The 21,672-nt window shown below is 49.9% G+C and carries 19 protein-coding genes; 7 read left to right on the forward strand and 12 right to left on the reverse strand.

The annotated features are described in order from the left end of the window. The first annotated feature begins 101 nt into the window (after nt 1-101). Both HAP68_RS04945 and HAP68_RS04950 read left to right on the forward strand, forming a co-directional pair. Entirely contained in the window at nt 102-1,583 is a 1,482-nt protein-coding gene (locus HAP68_RS04945; RefSeq protein WP_003155157.1) for a monooxygenase, read from the forward strand. 89 nt (nt 1,584-1,672) lie between these two features. Further along, nucleotides 1,673-2,194, forward strand: coding sequence for a MarR family transcriptional regulator (locus tag HAP68_RS04950; protein ID WP_003155156.1), 522 nt, complete (start codon nt 1,673-1,675; stop codon nt 2,192-2,194). Between the two features lie 36 nt (nt 2,195-2,230). Here HAP68_RS04950 and HAP68_RS04955 read toward each other — a convergent pair whose 3' ends face one another. The 5 genes from HAP68_RS04955 to HAP68_RS04975 all read right to left on the reverse strand — a co-directional run bounded on the left by HAP68_RS04955 (nt 2,231) and on the right by HAP68_RS04975 (nt 6,918). After that, nucleotides 2,231-3,388 carry an AbrB family transcriptional regulator gene (locus tag HAP68_RS04955; RefSeq protein ID WP_024085098.1) on the reverse strand — a complete coding sequence of 386 codons (1,158 nt, stop codon included), beginning with the start codon at nt 3,386-3,388 and terminating at the stop codon, nt 2,231-2,233. Between the two features lie 167 nt (nt 3,389-3,555). Beyond that, complete coding sequence (locus HAP68_RS04960) at nt 3,556-4,752, reverse strand: MFS transporter (protein WP_003155154.1); 1,197 nt, start codon at nt 4,750-4,752, stop codon at nt 3,556-3,558. 15 nt (nt 4,753-4,767) lie between these two features. Further along, entirely contained in the window at nt 4,768-5,388 is a 621-nt protein-coding gene (locus tag HAP68_RS04965; RefSeq protein WP_024085099.1) for a TetR/AcrR family transcriptional regulator, read from the reverse strand. 238 nt (nt 5,389-5,626) lie between these two features. Continuing rightward, a complete protein-coding gene (locus HAP68_RS04970; RefSeq protein WP_003155151.1) occupies nt 5,627-6,136 on the reverse strand; it encodes a ferritin-like domain-containing protein in 510 nt (169 codons plus the stop codon). Between the two features lie 68 nt (nt 6,137-6,204). Then, nucleotides 6,205-6,918, reverse strand: coding sequence for a DUF421 domain-containing protein (locus tag HAP68_RS04975; RefSeq protein WP_021734194.1), 714 nt, complete (start codon nt 6,916-6,918; stop codon nt 6,205-6,207). 141 nt (nt 6,919-7,059) lie between these two features. On the opposite strand from HAP68_RS04975, the gene addB reads away from it, so the two are divergent. The 5 genes from addB to HAP68_RS05000 all read left to right on the forward strand — a co-directional run bounded on the left by addB (nt 7,060) and on the right by HAP68_RS05000 (nt 19,186). Then, entirely contained in the window at nt 7,060-10,560 is a 3,501-nt protein-coding gene (gene addB, locus HAP68_RS04980; protein ID WP_024085100.1) for a helicase-exonuclease AddAB subunit AddB, read from the forward strand. After that, nucleotides 10,547-14,251, forward strand: a complete 3,705-nt coding sequence (gene addA / locus HAP68_RS04985; RefSeq protein WP_024085101.1) for a helicase-exonuclease AddAB subunit AddA — start codon at nt 10,547-10,549, stop codon at nt 14,249-14,251. The genes addB and addA overlap by 14 nt, the downstream gene beginning before the upstream one ends. 64 nt (nt 14,252-14,315) lie before the next feature. After that, nucleotides 14,316-15,488, forward strand: coding sequence for an exonuclease subunit SbcD (sbcD, locus tag HAP68_RS04990; protein ID WP_003155146.1), 1,173 nt, complete (start codon nt 14,316-14,318; stop codon nt 15,486-15,488). Beyond that, complete coding sequence (gene sbcC, locus HAP68_RS04995; RefSeq protein ID WP_024085102.1) at nt 15,485-18,877, forward strand: exonuclease subunit SbcC; 3,393 nt, start codon at nt 15,485-15,487, stop codon at nt 18,875-18,877. The genes sbcD and sbcC overlap by 4 nt, the downstream gene beginning before the upstream one ends. A 15-nt stretch (nt 18,878-18,892) precedes the next feature. Then, nucleotides 18,893-19,186 carry a hypothetical protein gene (locus tag HAP68_RS05000; protein WP_003155144.1) on the forward strand — a complete coding sequence of 98 codons (294 nt, stop codon included), beginning with the start codon at nt 18,893-18,895 and terminating at the stop codon, nt 19,184-19,186. Nucleotides 19,187-19,229: 43 nt separating this feature from the next. Here the strand turns inward: HAP68_RS05000 and HAP68_RS05005 are convergent, their stop codons facing one another. The 7 genes from HAP68_RS05005 to HAP68_RS05035 form a co-directional block, all read right to left on the reverse strand. Next, a complete protein-coding gene (locus tag HAP68_RS05005; protein WP_003155143.1) occupies nt 19,230-19,448 on the reverse strand; it encodes a spore germination protein in 219 nt (72 codons plus the stop codon). A 39-nt stretch (nt 19,449-19,487) separates the two neighbouring features. Then, nucleotides 19,488-19,883, reverse strand: a complete 396-nt coding sequence (locus HAP68_RS05010) for a spore germination protein GerPE (protein ID WP_003155142.1) — start codon at nt 19,881-19,883, stop codon at nt 19,488-19,490. After that, the gene (locus HAP68_RS05015) at nt 19,883-20,059 is read right to left on the reverse strand and encodes a hypothetical protein (RefSeq protein ID WP_003155141.1); all 177 of its coding nucleotides are present in this window, start codon (nt 20,057-20,059) and stop codon (nt 19,883-19,885) included. Before HAP68_RS05015 ends, HAP68_RS05010 begins: the two co-directional genes overlap by 1 nt. Further along, nucleotides 20,056-20,673 (reverse strand): spore germination protein GerPC, encoded by a 618-nt coding sequence (gene gerPC, locus HAP68_RS05020; protein WP_003155139.1) that lies wholly within the window; start codon nt 20,671-20,673, stop codon nt 20,056-20,058. Before gerPC ends, HAP68_RS05015 begins: the two co-directional genes overlap by 4 nt. Nucleotides 20,674-20,708: 35 nt before the next feature. Beyond that, nucleotides 20,709-20,945, reverse strand: a complete 237-nt coding sequence (locus HAP68_RS05025; protein WP_003155138.1) for a spore germination protein GerPB — start codon at nt 20,943-20,945, stop codon at nt 20,709-20,711. 12 nt (nt 20,946-20,957) lie between these two features. Beyond that, nucleotides 20,958-21,179 carry a spore germination protein gene (locus HAP68_RS05030; protein ID WP_003155135.1) on the reverse strand — a complete coding sequence of 74 codons (222 nt, stop codon included), beginning with the start codon at nt 21,177-21,179 and terminating at the stop codon, nt 20,958-20,960. Nucleotides 21,180-21,369: 190 nt separating this feature from the next. After that, nucleotides 21,370-21,579: an aspartyl-phosphate phosphatase Spo0E family protein gene (locus HAP68_RS05035; RefSeq protein WP_003155132.1), complete on the reverse strand. Its 210-nt coding sequence runs from the start codon at nt 21,577-21,579 to the stop codon at nt 21,370-21,372. Between the last annotated feature and the right edge of the window lie 93 nt (nt 21,580-21,672).

The following is a 21,672-nucleotide window of genomic DNA, read 5'->3' on the forward strand; positions in this document are numbered from 1 at the left end:
GACTATAATGAAAATTGTTACGCGCGCAACAAAAAAGGAGGCGTTTTATTTTTCATATTTTTGTTACGCGCACAACAAAAATATGAAAGAGGGCTGATGAAATGAAAACACAGGCTGCCATTATCGGGGGAGGTCCGGTCGGGCTTATGCTTGCATCAGAACTGGCGCTGGCCGGAGTGAAAACGACTGTCATTGAACGATTGAAGAAGACGGTGCCGTATTCCAAAGCGCTTATCATGCATCCGCGCACACTTGAGCTTTTTGCCATGAGAGGCATATTGGAACGCTTCTTGGAAAAAGGGACGAAGGTGTCTTCCGGCCATTTTTCCATGCTGGATACACGGCTGGATTTTTCTCGGCTGGATACGAAGCAGAATTATTCGTTAATGCTGCCACAGGCAGAAACGGAGCGGATGTTGGAGGAGTATGCATCAAGTCTCGGCGCAGACATCATCCGCGGGGCGGAAGCGGTGGCTGTCACCCAGACGGATGACGGAGTGGAGACGGTGTTCCGGGACGAAAGCGGAATCCGCACTCTTCACAGCTTATATGCCGCGGGTACAGACGGAGCGGGGAGCATTGTCCGGAAACAGGCGGGCATCGCTTTTTCGGGCACTGATGCCGACTTAACAGGAACCCTTTGTGATGCCGCTTTGAAACATCCGCCCGAATCTTCCTTTTTTTCAACGTGCCGGCTGGAGGGATCGGTTGTGATTATCCCTCTTACGGACGGACTTTTCCGCGTCCTCATCGTTTCTCCGCACGTCCCGCAAAAGCGGAAGGAAGAGCGGGTCACCGAAGATGAGCTGAAAGAAGACCTGCGGCGGATATGCGGCACTGATTTCGGATTGAGTGATCCGGTATGGATGTCGCGGTTCGGCAATGCCGAGCGTCAGGCTGAGCAGTACCGCTCCGGCCGGATTTTTGTGGCCGGGGATGCGGCGCACATTCATTTTCCCGCAGGCGGCCAAGGCCTGAATACGGGGCTTCAGGATGCCGTCAATCTCGGCTGGAAGCTGGCGGCGCAAATGAAGGGAAAAGCGGCGCCTCATCTTCTGGACAGCTATCATCAGGAAAGGCACAGCACAGGAAAAGAAGTGCTGCACAATATCAAAACGCAGATAAAGCTCATGGATTTTACCGAGTCGGGGATGGCATTAAGAGAAACGATGACCGCTTTGCTGGATTTTCAGGAGTCCAACCGTTTATTGGCGGGAAAAGTATCCGCGCTTGATCTGCATTATGAACCGGATGCGGAGCTGCCGCCGCATACCCTGAACGGAAAACGCCTGCCGGATATCGAACTGACCCTTCATGACGGGCGGCCGGCCCGGCTGTATGATTTTCTCCGCAAGGGCGGCTTTGTGCTTCTGTCATTAAGAGGGAGCATTCCCGCCGGTATTGATACGGACAGCGTGGCGGCAGTCAGGGCGGAGCTTGCTGAAACACGTGCCGATTGGAATGACGTCCACACCGTTTTAATCCGGCCGGACGGCCATGCGGCATGGGCAGCCGGCGGCTCGGGACGTGAAGCGGAAGAAGCCGTTCTGGCCGGTTTGGAGAGATGGGGATTATTCATCTAATAACCTTTTTATGCGCCTGTGTGATTGTTTCTTATGTAACAAAACGTTATAGTAAAAGAAACAATCAATACGGAAGGGTGACTCAGCAGTTGGACAGAAGACAGCCAGACCATGCAAAACACATGATTCTTGAAGGGCTGACCGATATTTTTCACGAGCAGGAGAGGTGTCAGGAGGATATCAGGGCGTCGTTGGCCGGACGGATGGATGAACTCCGCGAAGGAAACGGGAAAAAATTACAATTGACCTTGACGGAAATTCACATTTTGTCGTGTATCGGAGATCATGAACCGATCAATGTCACGTCAATAGCGGAAAAAATGAAGACGACAAAGCCGACCGTGTCGAGAAGCTGCGCGAAGTTTTTGGAAGCCGGCTTTCTGCGCAGAACCCGGCTGAGTGACAATAAAAAAGAAGTCTATTTCCGGCTGACTCCTGCCGGGAAAGAGCTGCATTCCCTTCATCATGAATATCATGAATTGATAAAACAGCGGCTCTTGGCGTTTTTAGACCGCTATACAGATGAAGAACTGTTATTTGCTGAACGGCTGTTCCGTGATCTGTCAGCAAACTGGCGGTCTGTAAATGGCGGCGGAGAGCTGTTCAAATAAAAAACACGCATATGGATGCGTGTTTTTTTATTCGGATCATGTTCCTCTTTCTGCCCGGCCTCTTTCGCCGTGTGCCCGTTTCAGCTGAGAAAGGTGGTGCAGCAGCCGATAGAAGGGCGGAAGCATGGCGATGACGAGAACGATCCGGATGACCTGAACCGCGACGACGAAAGTCGAGTCTTCGTGCAGGGTGATCGAAGTCGCCGCCATCTCGGCGATCCCGCCGGGAGAAAAGGCGAGAACAGATGTAATCATGGAGATGCCCGTTAATTTAGAAACCGCAACCGCGCTCAGAATCATGGCGGCGATTAATCCGACGGAAGAAATAAATCCGACGGTCAGCACTCTCGTCACACCGGTGAACATGCTTTTGTACATTTTTGATCCGATTGTGGCGCCGAGAAAAATTTGTGACAGCTGGTTCGCTTCCGGCGGCCACCAGGCCAGCATGTCTTTGCCCGCCAAGGCGGACACGCCGATTTCCGCAGCAGCAACGCCGATCATGCTGCCGAGCAGCCAAGGGGCGGGGAATTTCAGCCGTTTTGCGCCTTTACTTGCAAGCCAGGCAGCTAAAATAAATCCGGCCGTTAACAAGACGGGAATAAGGCCCGGATGTGAAGCTCCTGCTGAAACGGCTCCGGCTGATGTCTGAGCCGCACCGTTTTGTTTGGTAAATAAGAAAATGACGAGAAACGGTATTGTCATGACGACCAAAAGGACGCGCGTCAGCTGAATAAGGCTTACAATCGCGGTGTTTGCGCCGACTTCCTGGGCGATACCCGGCATGGCGGATAAACCGCCCGGCGCCGTTCCTACAAAGCTTGTCATCATGTCCGTCCGGCTGAACCGAAAGAGCACATATCCGGAAACAAGCGCCATCACGATAGAGAAAATCAGCATGAAGCCTACCGGAAGCCAATGCTCCCGTAAAACCGACAGAACGGACAGGTTCAATTTCTGGCCGAGTTCGATGCCGAGGATCATTTGTCCCGCCGCAAGCCATCTGCGGTGAATCCCTCTTCTGTCAGGCGCCATGAACAGCCAGCCGGGCCTCGTCATGGAGAGGATGCAGCCGGCGGCAAGCGTTCCGAGCATCCAGGCGATCGACATCCCTGTAAGCGAAAGAAGAAACCCCCCTGCCGCACTGATGAGAATAAACCAGATATCCGTAAGGAGATGTTTGTCTTTCTTCAATGAAAACCCTTCTTCCTGAAACATTCATATTAAATTGTTAAGCTCGTTAACCTTACTATTACTATAGTATAGATTTTGAGATAAATAAATAATGAATTATTTCTCATAATCCATTCATTTTTCTTATCGAAAACATAAAAAAAGCTCCGGAGATGGGTGAGTGCACCCTACTCCGAAACCTCGCCCGCTTTTCCTTTCCACACAAGCGTCAATCCCAGACCGAGAAATAAAACCACACCTGCGAACAGAAACGGGAAGTGAATATTCATATCAAATAAAATACCGCCCAGAGCCGGGCCGAAAATGGTGCCCAAACTCGTGTATGTTGAGTTCATACCGGCAACAAACCCCTGCTGATTTCCTGCGATCTTCGATAGATAAGTAGTCAGTGCCGGGCGCAGTAAATCAAACGCAAGGAAAATGATGCAGGTGACAGCGAGCACGGGCAAAAACCCTGACATCACCGTAGAAACGAAAGCCAGCACAGCGCCGATGATCAGACAAAGCTGAATGACTTTTTTCTCCCCGAGGAAGTTGACAAGTCTGCCGAACGCGAGCACTTGAATGAGGACTGCCACAATGGAGCTGAACGTAATAATAATGGCGATATCCTTTGGCGTGAAGCCGAATTTATGGTTTGTAAATAAGCTGAATACCGTTTCGTACGCCGACAGCCCGAATGCCAAAACAAAAACGATGATAAAGGCGATCAAGTAGCTTGGATGAATCGACTTTTTCAAATCTTTTAAGAAGGTTGATTCTTTGGCGCTTTCCATCTGCTTTGCGCGTTCTTCTTTAGTTAACGGCTCTTTCAGCATAAAGACAGAGGAAATCACTGCGATAAATGCAATTCCCGCCGCAAAGAAAAACGGCATACGAACGCCGTGATCGGCAATAAATCCTCCTATGCCGGGCCCGATGATAAACCCTGTGCTGATGGCGGCAGATACATAGCCCATCGCCTTCGATCTTTCCTGCACCGTCGTAATATCTGCGACATACGCTGTAACGGCGGGCATGATAAAAGCGGCACTGATGCCCCCCAGCACCCTTGCGAAATATAAAATGGAGACATGTGTGCCCAATCCGAAGGTCAGCTCGGATAATGCGAACAAAAACAGTCCGGCGAGAATCATGATTTTTCTGCCGAAACGGTCAACCCATCTCCCCGCAATGGGAGATGCAATTAATTGCGCGACGGCGAAGGCAGCGACAAGGTATCCCATTGTGCTGCCCGTCAAGTGCATCACATTCATAAACAGCGGCATAACGGGAATGATCAATCCGATGCCTAAAAACGCAATAAATATGTTGCTTAATAAGATGATGAGTACAGCCTTTTGTTCTCTGATCGGTTTTTGCATGTTGTTTCTCCTTTGTCAGCTGTCATTCAGTTTATCAGCGTTGATCGACCCGTGAATAAACACGGAGATGGCTTCTTTTTGCAATTCGATTCTTTGCTGAATGGTATCGTTTTTATATAACACATCTAAACCGTAGAAGACGGATAGCAGGATTTTTACTTTTGATTCGACATGAGGAATGGACCAGCTTCCGTCTTGATTTCCTTCTTCTAAGATCTCTCTCATCACATCGTCATATTCAATATCAATTTTGTTGAGCCGCTTTACGACCTCCTCTGACGTAAACGCACTCGCATAAAACTCTTCACTTGCTCTCATAAGCGGGTAATTGATGCTCATCCGGCTGAGCAGCTCCGCAAAGCCCGTCAGCTTTTCGGCAGCATCTTTCAGATCAGCTTCCATTTCCCTCCACGTCTCGATCATCACGCGGTGATCCTCTTCCATGATATGAAGAAACAGAAACTCTTTTCCTTTAAAATGGTGATAAAGATTGCCTTTACTGATCTCGGCCGCCTCTAAAATATCCCGAATCGATGTTTCTGAATATCCTTTTTTTGCAAATAAGTCACGCGAAGCGGATACGAGCCTGTTCTTCGTCTTTTCGCTCTTTCCGGCACCGCCTTTTGTATTTGTCACTTCACACAGATCCTTTCCGCCTCATTCATATCGTTGTCCCGGCAAAGCGGGGCTCGGTTCGTTTAAAACCGACCAGTTGGTTTATTTTATTATAAAGGGTTTTTGCTGACTATACAATGAAGAAGTTATCCATTGTTTAGTGGAAGTATAAAAACGGCTCGAAAAATAAACCCCATTCTCTCCTGTTGAAAGAACGGGGTTTGCCGTCTATGACTCCCAGCGGGGAGCGTCTGAATCGTTATTTTCCGGTATTTACCTCGGTGTAGCTTGTGTTCGGCGAGTTTGATACCGTTCCCCCTGTATGGTGGAAAGGAGAGTGGGCCATATCGTATAAAAACCAGACGGCATGACGCTGCTCGTCAAATGCCGTGCGGGCAAATAACCGTTTCGCTTCCGGATGCACCGCTCTATCGGATGCCTGTAAATAAAAATCATTCGTTTTCTGCTCATCATAAAACGCCGCCCTCAGTCCTTCTCTGTATGTGTGCGGACAATGCTCCGTCTGTTTCGGCGTCAACTGTTTTCCGGTAATTGACGTATACAGTGAAGAGAAAGCGTGCATGTGGCGCACTTCTTCCTCTCTGATATGTTCGATTCGTCTTCTGATTTCTGCGGTCGGCGCTTTTTCGGCTAATATTGAGTAGCAAATCACAGCGCTGTATTCACCGTTTATGGATTTTACCAGATCCTTTATAAGCACAGAATCGTCACTGCAGATGGCTGTATAATGAAAAAAATTCTCGTGCATTGGACTCACCCCCGGATGTTTATAGGGTATTATACGGCGGCAGCCCGTGACATGTGCGGATGTCATTTTTATTCTTGATCCAGCGGCGATGTAATATGGTCGTCGTATGTGTCGACAAAAAGCCGGCCGTTGCTTCCGCGCACAGCGTATACGACGTCTTCCGGTTTGAGGTTTCTCTTATCCAATTCTTCTCTCAGCCATTTTTCCGATACGTGGTTTTCTTCCAGATTTTTCATTACCAGCCGGCCGTCCATAATCAGCTCAACGGCAAAGTTCTTTTCATGTCCGGCAAAGATGCCGAGATCCTGTCTTGTAACGGGCGCAAATTCCGGTTTGACCTCCACTGACATGCTGCCGTTTGTTTCAATGATGGCAGTCTGAACCTGAGAAATGTCAAATACATCATTTTCACGAAGCTGCTGGTTCAAGTAGTCGAGGGTATAGCGCATCTTTTTCATATTATGCTCAAGTATTTTTCCGTTTTGAATGATAATGGTCGGTTTGCCTGCAAAGAAACCCCTGGCAGTTCTGTTTTTCATAGAAAGATATGCGACAAGATAAATGATAACCACAAAAATCGTGTAAGCACTGACAGTAAAATGAATCGGCAGTTTTGTATTAAACGACAGATTTGCCGTGATGGCGCCGAGCGAGATGGCCGCAATGAAATCAAAAAGCGTCATCTGTGAAATGGTTTGTTTTCCGAGTATCCGGGCGCCGATAAACAAAATGCTGAACGACAGAATCGTTCGCACAATCACTTCGGGATATTCTGACATCATATTTAATCCTTTTTTTCTTTAATTTGGTCAAAAACGATATGTTTTAAAACAGTCATCCCGTTTTTACCAGCAGATGAGATTGGTCATTTTCGTCAACTTTCGATAAAATGTAGAAAGATAAAAAGAGAGGGGTCTTCTAATTTGGGTGTTGAGTTTTTAGTAGGCAGATCGGGGAGTGGGAAAACGAGGCTGATTATCGACAGCATTCAAGATGAACTGCGCCGGGAGCCGTTCGGGAAACCGATCATTTTTCTAGTCCCGGATCAAATGACGTTTTTAATGGAATATGAGCTTGCTAAAACGCCGGATATCGGCGGCATGATACGCGCTCAAGTGTTCAGTTTTTCGCGTTTGGCGTGGCGCGTGCTTCAGCATACCGGGGGCATGAACCGTCCGTTTGTGACGACGACGGGTGTGCAGATGCTTTTAAGGAAACTGATTGAAGAACATAAGCACGATTTTAAAGTGTATCAAAAAGCGAGTGACAAAGCCGGATTCACTGAGCAGGTGGAACGGATGCTGACAGAGTTTAAGCGATACTGTATTGAGCCTGAAGACGTCCGCCGCATGGCGGAAAGCGGAACGGCGTCAGAGTATCGCGGAGAGCGGATGCTGTCTGAAAAACTTCATGACTTAGGCATTTTATATCAGCAGATGGAAAGAAGCCTCGCCGGACACTATCTGCATTCGGAGGACTATTTGACGCTGCTCGCTCAGCAGATTCCTTTGGCGGACGTTGTAAAAGGCGCCCGTGTTTACGTCGACGGATTCTATCAATTTACGCCGCAGGAATTAAGGGTGCTGGAGCAGCTGATCATGCATGCTGAACATGTCACATTCTCGCTGACGGCGGACAGCCCTTCGGCGGAACAGGCACCGGATGAGCTCGATCTGTTCAGAATGACGGGAAGCACATACTATAAGCTTTATCAGACGGCAAAGGAATTGAATGCCGATATTTCCTGCAAGGAACTGCATGGCACGAAGCGGCATCGGCATGTGCCGGAGCTTGCCTGTATAGAGTCGCAGTACGATGTGCGTCCCGCCGCCGCGTATACCGGCGGACAGGAAGCTTTTACCGTCATGCAGGCGCAAAACAGAAGAGCTGAGCTCGAAGGTATTGCCCGGGAAATTCAATCGCTTGTCCGGGACGGAGGATACCGGTACAAAGATATGGCGATTCTCATCCGTCAGCCGGAAGATTATAAAGATTTGCTGAAGGAAGTGTTTGCCGATTACGGGCTTCCTTATTTTATTGACGGAAAAGCTTCTATGCAGCATCACCCGCTTATTGAATTCATCCGTTCAAGCCTGGATGTCGTGAAGGGGAACTGGAGATACGAAGCGGTGTTCCGCTGTGCGAAAACCGAACTGTTATTCCCGCTTGATCAGCCGGAGCAGAAAATAAGAGAGCAGGTAGATCAGCTTGAAAATTACTGTATCGCCTACGGCATTAAAGGGGAGCGCTGGACGAACGGCGAGCGGTTTGTATACAGGCGCTTCGTATCGCTCGATGAGGATTTCGCGCAGACGGATCAGGAAATCGAGATGGAACACATGCTGAATGAGACGAGAGAGTGGATAGCTGCACCCCTTGTCCGGCTGCAGAACCGGATGAAAAAAGCGAAAACGGTTCAAAGCATGGCGGAGGCTCTTTATCTCTTTTTGGAAGATACCGATGTTCCCCTGAAGCTGGACCGGAAAAGGCAGCGGGCCGAAGAGGCCGGAAACATGATCGAAGCGCAGCAGCACGGCCAGGCGTGGGATGCCGTTATCCAGCTTCTCGAGGAGTTTGCCGGCATGATGGGTGAAGATGAAATATCTTTGGCGCTGTTCCAGCAAATGCTTGAAACGGGAACGGAATCGCTTCATTTTTCTTTAATTCCTCCTGCGCTTGACCAAGTATTTGTAGGGAATATGGATCTCTCAAGAATGTACGGCACGTCCTGCACATTCGTCATCGGGGCCAATGACGGCGTTCTTCCGGCGCGCCCGGATGAAAACGGCGTGCTGTCTGATGATGACCGGGAGTGGCTGAAAGCGGTCGGAGTGGAGCTGTCTTCCGCGGGGCGTGAGCGGCTGCTTGATGAGCATTTTCTCATCTATATGGCGCTGTCGAGTCCGTCTGACCGTCTTTATGTGTCATACCCGATTGCCGATGCGGAAGGAAAAACGCTCCTGCCGTCAATCGTTGTAAACAGGCTTGGCGAGCTGTTTCCCGATCATCAGGAAAAGCTGTCAGCGGCTGATCCCGAGCAGGTAAGCGAAGAAGAGCAGCTTCAGTATCTCGTCAATAAACAGGTGGCTCAGACGTATACGGCAAGTCAGCTCAGGCTGTGGACAAGAGAGTACGAGATCAGTGACGTATGGTGGAGCGCATACAATGTGCTGATGAAAGAGTCTGATCACCAGCGTGCGAAAAAGCTGTTTTCAAGCCTGTTTTTCCGCAATGAGGCGAAGCGTCTTGAACGGCCTGTTTCGCGCCAGCTTTACGGCGAGCATATTAAAGGAAGCGTCTCCCGGATGGAGGCGTTTAATGCCTGCCAGTTTTCTCATTTTGCATCTCACGGGCTGCAATTAAAAGAGCGGCAGTTTTTCAAGCTGGAAGCGCCGGATATCGGCCAGCTGTTTCACTCCAGTCTGAAGCTGATTTCAGACCGGCTTCGTGAGCAGAAGCTGGAATGGCGCGATCTGACGAAAGATCAGTGCCGGCATTTCTCCTATGAAGCGGTGGAACGGCTTGCGCCAAAGCTGCAAAAAGAGATTCTGCTCAGCTCAAACAGACACTTTTACGTGAAGGAAAAACTGCAGAAGATCGTCACGCGTGTTTCTGGCATATTAAGCGAGCATGCGAAGGCGAGCGGTTTCGTCCCGGTCGGTCTTGAACTCGGTTTCGGCGGAAGCGGACCGCTGCCTCCGCTCACTTTCACGCTGAAAAACGGCTGTACGATGGAACTCGTCGGACGGATCGACCGCGTGGATAAAGCGGAAAGTTCAAAAGGCCTGCTGCTGAGAATCGTTGATTATAAATCAAGCGACAGGGGGCTTGATCTGGCTGAGGTGTATTACGGGCTCGCTCTGCAAATGCTCACATATCTTGACTTATCGATTACACATTCTGCGGATTGGCTCGGCATGAAAGCGACCCCGGCAGGCGTTTTGTATTTCCATATCCATGATCCGATGATTCAGGCCAGTCTGCCGATGGGGCTTGATGAAATCGAGCAGGAAATTTTCAAGAAATTTAAAATGAAAGGCCTTCTCCTCGGTGACCGGGAGGCGATCAGCCTGATGGACACGACTTTGGAGGAAGGGCGTTCAAATATCGTCAATGCCGGTTTGAAAAAGGACGGGTCTTTAAGATCCGACTCAGCGGCGGTCAGCGAACAGGACTTTCATCTGCTGACAGACCATGTGCGGCGGACATTTGAACAGGCGGGCGAAGCGATAACGGACGGGCTTGTGTCCATTACCCCGTATAAGCTGAAAGATAAGACGCCTTGTACGTACTGTGCGTTTAAATCGGTGTGCCAGTTTGATGAGTCGCTTAAGGAAAATGAATACCGCAGCCTGAAAGCGGAAAAAGACGGCACCATACTGGATTGGCTGAAAAAGGAGGCGGATGATGATGCAAATTCCTAAACCGAAAGACAGCATATGGACGGATGACCAATGGAGCGCCATCGTTTCTTCCGGCCGCGATATTCTTGTCGCTGCCGCAGCCGGATCAGGTAAAACGGCCGTGCTCGTGGAACGGATGATCAGAAAGATAACCGCGGAGGAAGATCCTGTTGATGTTGACAGGCTCCTTGTGGTGACCTTTACAAACGCCTCAGCAGCGGAGATGAAGCATCGGATCGCTGAAGCATTAGAAAAAGAGCTCGCCAAAAATCCGGGATCTCTGCATATCAGACGGCAGCTCTCTCTATTAAATCGGGCGAGCATTTCGACGCTTCACTCTTTCTGTCTGCAAGTGCTTAAAAAATATTATTATATGATTGATCTTGACCCCGGTTTTCGCATGGCTGACCAGACGGAAGGCGAATTGCTCGGAGACGAAGTGCTTGATGAGCTGTTTGAAGATGAATACGCAAAAGGGAATCAGGCGTTTTTTGAGCTTGCAGACAGATATACGACAGACAGGCATGATCTGGATCTTCAAGACCTTGTCAAACGGGTGTACGAGTATTCCCGGTCGCATCCTGACCCGGAAGCGTGGCTGCAAAGCTTTGTCCGCCTGTATGACGTGACGGAAGAAAGCAAAATGGAAGAGCTTCCGTTTTACCAGTATGTGAGAGAAGATGCGGAAATGGCGCTCTTCGGGGCAAAACAAAAGCTTGAGAAGGCGCTTGAACTGACAAAAGCGCCCGGCGGGCCGGCCCCGCGCGCTGGTAATTTTCTGGATGACCTTCAGCAGATAGAAGAGCTGATCAGCTGCCGGCATGACTTCGATGCGCTGTATGAACGGGTTCCCGCAGTCTCATTTAAGCGGGCGAAGCCGGTAAAGGGTGATGAATTTGACAAAGCGCTTTTGGACGAAGCGACCGATTTGCGAAACGGCGCGAAGAAACTGATCGAAAAGTTAAAGACCGATTACTTTACAAGAAGTCCGCAAGATCACTTGAAGAGTTTAACAGATATGAAGCCTGTCATCGAAACGCTCGTTCAGCTCGTGATATTGTACGGAAAACGATTTGAAGCGGCGAAACAAGAAAAATCAATTATTGATTTCTCAGATTTGGAACATTACTGCCTGGCGATTCTAACTGCGGTTGATGAAGAAGGCCGGCGGGTGCCGAGCGAAGCGGCCGTTTATTATCAAGACCAGTTTCATGAAGTTCTGGTTGATGAATATCAAGATACCAATCTTGTGCAGGAGTCTATCCTGCAGCTTGTGAAAAGCGGGGATGAAGAGGCGGGAAATCTGTTTATGGTAGGCGACGTTAAACAATCGATCTACCGTTTCAGACTTGCTGAGCCGCTGCTGTTTCTCGGGAAATATAAAAGGTTTACAGAAAGCGGGGAAGGCGCGGGGCAGAAAATTGACCTGAACCAAAATTTCCGCAGCCGTTCCGATATTTTGGACAGTACGAATTTCTTGTTTAAGCAGCTGATGGGCGGAAAAATCGGCGAAGTGGACTACGATGAACAGGCGGCATTGAAGCTCGGCGCATCGTATCCGCCGAATGACGCGGCAAAAACGGAACTGCTGCTGATTGACAGCGCTGATGACGCAGACAGCTCCGAGGATGCCGAAGACTTTGAAACCGTGCATTGGGAAGCGAAAGCGATAGCCGGGGAGATCCGAAAGCTTGTCTCATCTCCGTTTAAGGTCTATGACGGGAAAACAAAAACACACCGGAATATCCAGTACCGGGATATCGTGATTTTGCTGCGCTCCATGCCGTGGGCGCCGCAATTAATGGAAGAGCTGAAAAACCAGGGCATTCCGGTGTACGCCAATTTGACGTCGGGTTACTTTGAAGCCGTGGAGGTGGCTGCGGCGCTTTCAGTCTTGAAGGTGATTGATAATCCGTATCAGGATATTCCGCTTGCTTCCGTGCTGCGCTCGCCCATCGTCGGCTGTGACGAAAATGAACTTGCGCTGATACGCCTTGAAAAGAAAAAAGCGCCGTTTTATGAAGCGCTGAAAGCATATATAGCGAACGGTGACAGGCATGATGAACTGTATCAAAAACTGAGAACCTTTTATGACAGTCTGCAAAAGTGGCGGTCATTTTCGACGAATCATTCGGTGTCTGAGCTGATTTGGGAAGTATACCGCGATACCGGATATTTTGACTATGCAGGCGGCATGCCCGGCGGAAAGCAGCGCCAGGCCAATCTGCGCGTCTTGTATGACCGGGCGCGCTCGTACGAAGCGACGGCGTTCCGCGGGTTATTCCGCTTTTTGCGGTTTATTGAACGGATGCAGGAGCGCGGCGATGATCTGGGGACCGCCCGTGCGCTCAGCGAGCAGGAGGATGTCGTTCGGCTGATGACGATCCACAGCAGCAAAGGACTTGAATTTCCCGTCGTTTTCACCGCCGGACTCGGCAGAAGTTTTAATATGATGGATCTCAACAAATCATACCTGCTTGATAAAGAGCTCGGTTTCGGCACGAATTATATTCATCCGGAACTCAGAATCAGCTATCCGACTCTTCCGCTTGTGGCGATGAAGAAAAAGATGCGCAGAGAGCTCTTATCCGAAGAATTGCGCGTATTGTATGTGGCGCTGACCAGAGCGAAGGAAAAGCTGTTTCTCGTCGGTTCCTGCAAAAACCGGGAAAAACAGCTGGCCAAATGGCAGGCGCAAGCAGACCGGGCTGATTGGCTTCTTTCTGAATTCGACCGCTATCAGGCGTCATCTTATTTGGACTTTATCGGGCCGGCGCTCATCCGCCACCGTGACATGGAGGCGCACAGGACGCCGGGACTTTCTTCGACTGAGGATATCTTGCGCGACCCGTCGCGTTTTCACATCCGGATGCTTCAGCAAAGTGAATTGCTGGAAGAGAATCCAAAAGAACGTGCTGAAGAAAAGAGCAAACGTCTCAAGGCGATACAGCAGGGCGAGCCGATTCCTGGTTCGTTTTCATTTGATGATCAGGCGCGCCGTCTGCTTAAATGGGAATATCCGTACCGAGAGCTGACGGCTATCAGAACGAAGCAGTCAGTTTCTGAGCTGAAGAGAAAGCAAGAGTACGAGGATGAATACAGCGGCCGCTCTCTCATCAAACCGTCAGGAGACACGCTTTTATACAGGCGTCCCGGTTTTATGATGAAAAAAGGGCTGACAGCCGCCGAAAAAGGGACGGCGATGCATACGGTGATGCAGCACATACCGCTGACGCACGTTCCGACTGCCGAAGAAGCAGAGCGGACGGTCCGGATGCTTTACGAAAAAGAGCTGCTGACAGAAGAGCAGCAGGAAGCCATTGATATAGAAGAAATTGTCCGGTTTTTCGGAACTGAAATCGGTAAAGACCTTCTCGGGGCGCTGCGGATTGACCGGGAAGTGCCGTTCAGTATGGCGCTTCCGGCCGGCGAGGTGTACAAGGATGCCGAAACGGCCGGTGAACCGCTGCTCGTGCAAGGGATTATTGACTGCCTCTACGAAACTGCGGACGGTCTCTATTTGCTGGACTATAAAACAGATCGGATAGAGGGGAAATTCCGGAATGGATTTGAAGGCGCGGCTCCGATTCTGCAAAAAAGATATGAAACACAAATCGAATTGTATACAAAAGCGGTGGAACAAATTACAAAAACGAAAGTGAAAGGGCGTGCGCTCTATTTCTTCGATGGAGGTCACGTTCTTACACTGTAACGAGATCCGAAGCTCCTTTTTGGAGCGGATCTTTTTTTCTATCAAAAAGTGAGGTGAATGCGGTATGCGCATTTTACATACAGCTGACTGGCACCTCGGCAAAACGCTGGAAGGCAGAAGCCGGCTGAGCGAGCAGGCCGAAGTACTGGAAGAGCTGAATACCATTGTCAAGGAAGAAAACATTGATGCGGTCATTATGGCGGGGGATGTATTCGATACGGTCAACCCGCCTGCGCTCGCTGAACAATTGTATTACGAAAGTCTTTCCGCGCTTTCTGACGGCGGAAAACGCCCGGTTGTCGTCATTGCCGGAAACCATGACAATCCCGACAGGCTGGCGGCGGCTTCTCCGTTAACAAATGAGCGCGGCATTCATTTAATCGGCTATCCGCGGACAGAACCCGTCCATATTGAGGTGCCGTCGGCGGACGAGCTGTTAGCCGTAGCCGCGCTGGCATATCCGTCAGAGGCGAGATTAAACGAAGTGCTTTCTGATACGTTTGAGGAAAAGCTTCTTCGCGATCATTACGATGTGAAAATCAGAGAGGCGTTTGCTCACATGTGCGGACTGTGCCGGAACGATGCCGTGAAAATCGCGGCGAGCCACATTTATGTCGCGGGGGGAAATCAGACCGATTCAGAGCGTCCGATTGAAGTCGGGGGCGCTTACACGGTCGCCGCTGACAGCCTGCCGGCTGATGCGGCTTACGTGGCTCTCGGCCATCTCCACCGTCCGCAAACGATCAAGCGCGCCAAGACGGCTGCCCGTTATTCAGGCTCTCCGCTCGCATACAGCTTTTCGGAAGCCGGTTATGCCAAATCGGTGACAGTGGTAGAAGCGAAGCCCGGCGGAGAAGCGAAGTGGGAAGAGATTTTCCTGTCTTCCGGTAAACCGCTCGTCAAATGGAAAGCGCAGGGGCTGAGCGAGGTTCACGGCTGGCTTGATGAAGGGCGTGACCGGAATGCCTGGATCGATCTTGATATCCATTTGACGGATCAGCTTTCCCTCGAGGAAATTCATCGGCTGAGAAAGGCGCATCCCGGCTTTATCCATATCAGGCCGGTTTTTGAAGAAAAAGAGACCGAAAATGACCGGATTGAAGTGAAACACACATCAATTGAGGATCGATTTAAGAAGTTTTATGAAAAACAAACGGGCGGCGGCGTGCCGGATGAGGAGATGGTCAAGCTGTTTTTAGAGCTTGCGTCAGCAGATGATGAGGAGGATGCGACATGAAGCCGATTCTGTTAACGATAAAAGGGCTCCACAGCTTCAGGGAGGAACAGACCATTGATTTTGCCGGACTGTCAGGAGCCGGGGTGTTCGGGATTTTCGGGCCGACCGGAAGCGGAAAATCGTCGATCCTTGATGCCATGACACTCGCTTTATACGGAAAAGTGGAGCGCGCCGCAAATAATACGCACGGCATTCTGAATCATGCCGAAGATCAGCTTGCCGTCTCATTTACATTCGCGCTTCAATCCGGCCACCGGGTTTCCTACAAGGTCGAGCGCGTTTTTAAGAGAACGGATGAAACGAAAGTAAAAACCGCCCTCTGCCGGCTGATTGAAATCAAAGACGAACAAACGGTGCTGGCCGATAAAGCGAATGAAGTGAACAAAAAGGTAGAGGAGCTTCTTGGCCTGACCATTGACGACTTTACAAGAGCCGTCGTGCTGCCGCAAGGAAAGTTTGCCGAGTTTCTGTCGCTTAAAGGTGCGGAAAGAAGACATATGCTCCAGCGTCTGTTTAATCTGGAACAGTACGGGGACAGGCTTGTCAAAAAATTGCGGCGGCGGGCGCAGGAAGCGGCAGCGAAAAAAAATGAAATGCTGGCCGAACAATCCGGCCTCGGAGACGCAGGAGAAGATGCGCTGAAGCAGGCTGAACAGCAGTTTCACGAAGCGAACGAACGGCTTGAAGCAGCTGAGAAGAAACGGGTCCGGGCAAAAGAGCGTTTTGAAAATCACCAGGAAATTTGGAACTTGCAGACAGAAAGAGATGAATATGAGCGCCGGGAGAAAAAGCTTGAGGAAAGACGCCCGTACATCACGGATTTGACTGAGCGTCTTAAAGAGGCGGAAACAGCTCTCGCCCTTGAGCCGTACGCAGACCGCTGCACCGAAGCCGTCCGCCGGAAGCAGCGAGCCGAACAGGAACACGAACTGGCCAAACGGAAATCAGAGGCGGAAACCGTTTCATTTACCCGGCAAAATGAAGCCTATGAAGCATGGCGCGCCCATAAGGCCGAACAGGAGCCGAAACTTGTCAAGGAAGAAGAGCTGTATCAAAGACTTTCAGCCATTGAACAAAAACTGCTTGAAGCGAAAAAAGAAGCGGAAAAAACAAATGCGGAGCACAGCAAAAAAGAGGAAGAATACGAAGCCGCCTCGAAACAGCTGGCCGCAGTGAAAGACCGCCTGACCCGCGGCCAAAACAGGCAGAATGAGCTGAAAGAAGAGCTGAAAGCAGTTCAAGTGACCGCCGATGAACGGAAAAAATGCCAGACCGCAGCACAGCTGGCGGCGGGCTTTCAGCAGACACAGGAACAAATCACGAAAGAGCGGGCCAATCTGACAACGCAGCTGAAAAACGTGGAGAAGCTCAACGGAGAAAGCGAGTCGCTCACAGCGAAAGCGAAAACGGAAGAGGAAGACATTACGCGCGCTTATCAAACGCTGCAAACCGTTTACCATATGATCTGTGAAACGGAACGTTCACTGAAAGCCGCAGCCGAACGGGCTGAAAAAACGCAAGCCGATCTCCGCAGGCGCTCAGAGGAAGCGAGAACGGCTGCATTAACAAAAGAATTATCGGAAAAACTGATCGAAGGAAAGCCTTGTCCTGTATGCGGCTCGACGCAGCATGACCGCCCGCGTTCCGCTCATGAAACATTCTCGCCTGATACCGCTGTGCAGGAACATTTGCAGCAGGTGGAAGCACTGCTTTCTGAGGCGGCGGCTCTTTCTCAGGAAGTGCTGACAGCCAAGGTTGCATTAGAAGAACAGTCGGGGCGTTTTACCGAAGAATGTCCGTTTCTGCAAAGCGCCCGGGTTCCGGAGCTGGAAGCCGCTTCTTCCATCAGCGGACGCCCGCTTGATGAAGCGTTCAGCGCCGTCCGCTTGGAATGGAAACAAATGAAACAGGATATGCTGTCGGTAAAAGAGAAGGTCACAAGACTGATCAGCGCGCATCAGCAGACGGTAAAACAAGCTGAGCAGCTTGCCGAACGAATCCGCTACGAGGAAAAAGAAGCCGACCGTCTCAGACATTCATTAGAAGAGCTTGAATCGCTGTCAGAAAGCCGATTGAATCAGTACAACGAAGTCTGCGGTCATATTCCGCCAAACCGGATTGACGCCTGGCAGGCTTCGATAGATGAGAAGGACAGGCAGGCAGAAGAATGTGAGAAGCGCATTGAAACAAGCATCGCATTCCTCAAGGAACATGAAGAGGAGAAAGAACGCCTGCAGGAGATGAAGCATCGGCTTGAACGGGAACGGCTCGAGCTTCACTATGCGTCTGAGCGCCTGCAGCAGGTGATTGACGGATATGAACAAGAGCTCGGAACAGCAGCTGAAGAAACATCAATTTCCGCAAAGCTTGAAGCGGTGCGGCAGGAATTACAGCTGTTAAAATCAAAAGAACAGTCCCTATTCGATGCGCTGAAGCAGGCGCAGCAATCGCTGAATGACGCAAAAGGCCGGGAATCAGGGAGTCTCATGTCACTCAGGGATGCTGAGGCCTCTCTTGAGAAAGCGCAAAACGACTGGCGCGTGAGGTCAAAAGACACCGGGTTTACCGAACCGGACCAAGTTAAAAAAAGTCTGCTTCCGCAAGGGCGTGCAGAGGAAATGAAAAAAGAAATTGATGAGTTTCTGGACACCTCAAAACAGCTATCGGCAAATATCAGCCGTGTTACTGATAAATTAGCCGAGCGCCGGATATCGGAGGAAGAATGGACAGCATCCGTTTCTCTGCTGAAGCAGGCAGAGGCTGAGTCAGGCGCCGCCATGGAGGAAAAAGGAGCACAGGCAAAAGCCTTCGCGGTTATGCAAAAACAGCATAAGCGCTTTAAAGAGATTGAAGCCGAACTGAAAAACTGGCAGACACAGATTGACAGGCTTGATAAGCTCCAGTCTGTATGTAAAGGCAATACATTCGTCGAATTTTTAGCGGAAGAACAGCTGGAAAGCGTGGCTCGGGACGCCTCTGCCCGTCTCGGAGCGCTGACAAGGCAGCGGTATGCCATATTAGTCGATTCAGAAGGCGGTTTCGTCATGCGTGATGACGCGAACGGAGGCGTCAAACGGCCCGTATCAAGCCTTTCCGGCGGGGAGACGTTTCTGACATCGCTGTCGCTTGCGCTGGCCTTGTCCGCCCAGATTCAGCTGCGGGGGCAATACCCGCTGCAATTCTTTTTCTTAGATGAAGGATTCGGGACTCTTGACCAAGGGCTCTTAGACACCGTTGTCACAGCGCTCGAAAAGCTGCAATCGGACAACTTATCCGTCGGAGTGATCAGCCATGTGCAGGAGCTGAGAGCGCGTCTGCCGAAAAAATTAATCGTTCATCCGTCCGAACCGGGCGGGAAAGGCACCCGGGTCACATTAGAGATCATGTAGAAAGGAGAAGGAATTATGGCTGATTCTGCCGAGGGCACATGTGAATTATGCGGCCGCCATCATGTGCGGCTGACGGAGCACCACTTAACGCCTAAGGAAGAAGGCGGCACATTCCTTCCGACCGCAATGCTCTGCATCCCTTGTCATAAACAGGTTCACGCGCTCTATACGAATCAGGAGCTTGCGGCAAGGCTCGCGGGAATAGAAGAGCTGCGGCGTGACCCGAAACTCGCGCGGTTTGTGAAATGGATCAGAAAACAGCCGCCGGAAAAGCTTGTAAAAACAAAAAAAGCAAATGAACGAAAATAACGCTGAACCAAAAGCAGCCCTCTTCTGAAAGAGCGGCTGCTTTTTAGGCGTTTCCGACCACATTTTGATCGCTGACATCGGGGTCTATATAGTTTGTCGCATTGACAACGTTGTTTAATAACAGGAAATCTCCGGTATTGCCTGCTCCCGAACCGAGCGCAGATTTAGAAGAGCTTTTTGGAGAAAGGTAAAAGGAATCACCAAAGTTTACGACTCCGCCCGATATGGAATTGATAGCTATAGGTCCGGTAATTGCTGGCATAAACGACACCCTTTATAGAAGTCTCACCGTCATTATATGTCAGGGCTGCTGTGATTGTGAGCTTGGCGTGAAGATCTGCCTAATATGTTTCAGCCGCGAATCTCCCAGAACGACCGACGTCGATCCGATTTGAACCACGGACGCTGACGATACCCCTTGAACTTTCACATTCCTTACCCGAATTGAAGGATTTTCATGGCAGAATGCGCTTTGGACTCCCGTTTCCGGTAACGGCATGACGGCCGGCTGCCGAAAGATCTGGTACTCTTTTTTGTTAAATGAGCCTTCATCATCTCTGTATACAGCAAGACTGCGCTGATCGGCCAATACTTTGATCCGCATATTGATTTCATTCGTATCGCCTGCTTGAAAGACACTCGCAATCCCGACTGAATTGATTTTGGCGTTCCGGAGGCGTGAAATGCGCTTTAACATTATTCCGGCGCCAGCGGCACATAAGGCCCGATAATAAGAGATTCCGGAGGCGTGTCAAAGATGGAAGACAGATAGACGGAATCGGTGTCGCCGATTAATAATAAGGAAGAACTGGATACACCGGTAGACCGGATGTCGCCGACTTCAATATTCCGGTTAATCACTGTAAAAATCATGACGGATCATCACCTTTCATTTCACCAGGTATGTGTTTAATAAAGTGCTCGACGGCCCTGACAATATCACGCTTCACATGTTCGGCAATCTGCTCGGCATATTGCGCGGGCGCCGTATTTTCTTCTTTCGGGACATGGGACAGATAATACTGAATCCGGCTGTCCATCTGCTTTCTGATATCTTCAATAATATGATATTTGTTCGTTTCGTCCAGCCTGCTCTCATACTGAGTTTCGAGCTGCTCTAAAAGCGCGGGGATTTCTTCATTCAGGTACATATCGACGTTTTGACGGATTTGCTGCATTTGCTGGCCCGCCTGTTCCTGCTGCATCATTCCGACCTGCGGAGATGTCTGGCCGACTTCGAAGTTTTGCACGGCATTCGGATCAGTCGGATTCAATCCGATATTCAGCGTTCCTTCCAGCCGTTCAATTTTCAGCTGATCAAATTTATACTCGAGCCGATCGATTCTTGTAGAAGGCTGCTGCTTCAGCGTTGAAATTTCATTTTGGAATTCTTTCAGCTGCCGTTCGAGCTCCTGAATCTGCTGCGCCTGCTGCTGGACGAAAGAATTTAAATTCTGCAGGTAGGATGAAACGGATTGATCATACATGACATTCACCTCGCGTCTCGTTTCCTTCATTAAAACTACCGGCTTGGCGGCTGGAGCGGTACAAATGATGAGGTGCCGGGACCTCCCCCTGTTGTTACAGCCTGCTGCCCCGCGGTGACAGGCGGCGCCGGCTCAACATAACTCCCTGTGTTGTACAGATTGGAAAGAGATTTAATTGAACCGGCGCTTCCGATTTGCAGTATGGAGGAATTGCTGACAGATTCTACACGCATGTAATTGATATGGATCGACTGATTGACGTAAAAATTCATACGGCGCCTCCTTTATGCGTTTCCTGCCATCGGCTGATCGATTACATCATTATCGTACACATTCGTTGAATTCCTGTAATTCGTCAGTGTGAGATTGTCTCCGGTATTGAAGCTGCCCGCTCCGGCAAATGTCTTAACCTCTGCTTTTGGAGAAATGGTGATGCAGTCGCCTATATGAACGACTCCGCTCGTACCGACGGCATTAATTTTAAACGCTCCGACAATTGCGGGCATACGAGCACATCCTTTTCGTGAAGATTTTCATGACTGCACTCCAGGAGCTTATCTGGGCTGCCTGCCTAAAATAGCTTATGACAAATGCACATTTTTGTGAGCGGAAAAAACTTTAGACGTAAAAAACACCGGCACTTTACACATGCCGGGTCTTATACATAAATGATACAGATTTATATACATATCACGTTTATGAGAAAGCCTCTTTTCTTTCGCGGCCGTGCTGAATCTGTGCGGCCGGGTTCGGCCCGCTGTCTTTCGTTTGTTGGATGAGCCCGCCCCGGCACCCGTTTAAAAGGCTGTCCAGCTCCTGGCTGCACCTGATGGTCTCCGTCGCATTGATTCCGAATTTTTGCGCTGTCTCGAATAAAGTTAATCTTTTTTCTTCAATTTTGTTCATCGTGTGATCTCCAATTCTCGATTATTTTGGAAAACATAGGATGATAATAGTATAACCCATTTTGGCCAAGAAGGTTTTATTTCGTCAATATGA

Source organism: Bacillus sp. Bvel1 (assembly GCF_014872755.1).
In the GTDB taxonomy this organism is placed as follows: Bacteria; Bacillota; Bacilli; order Bacillales; family Bacillaceae; genus Bacillus; species Bacillus velezensis.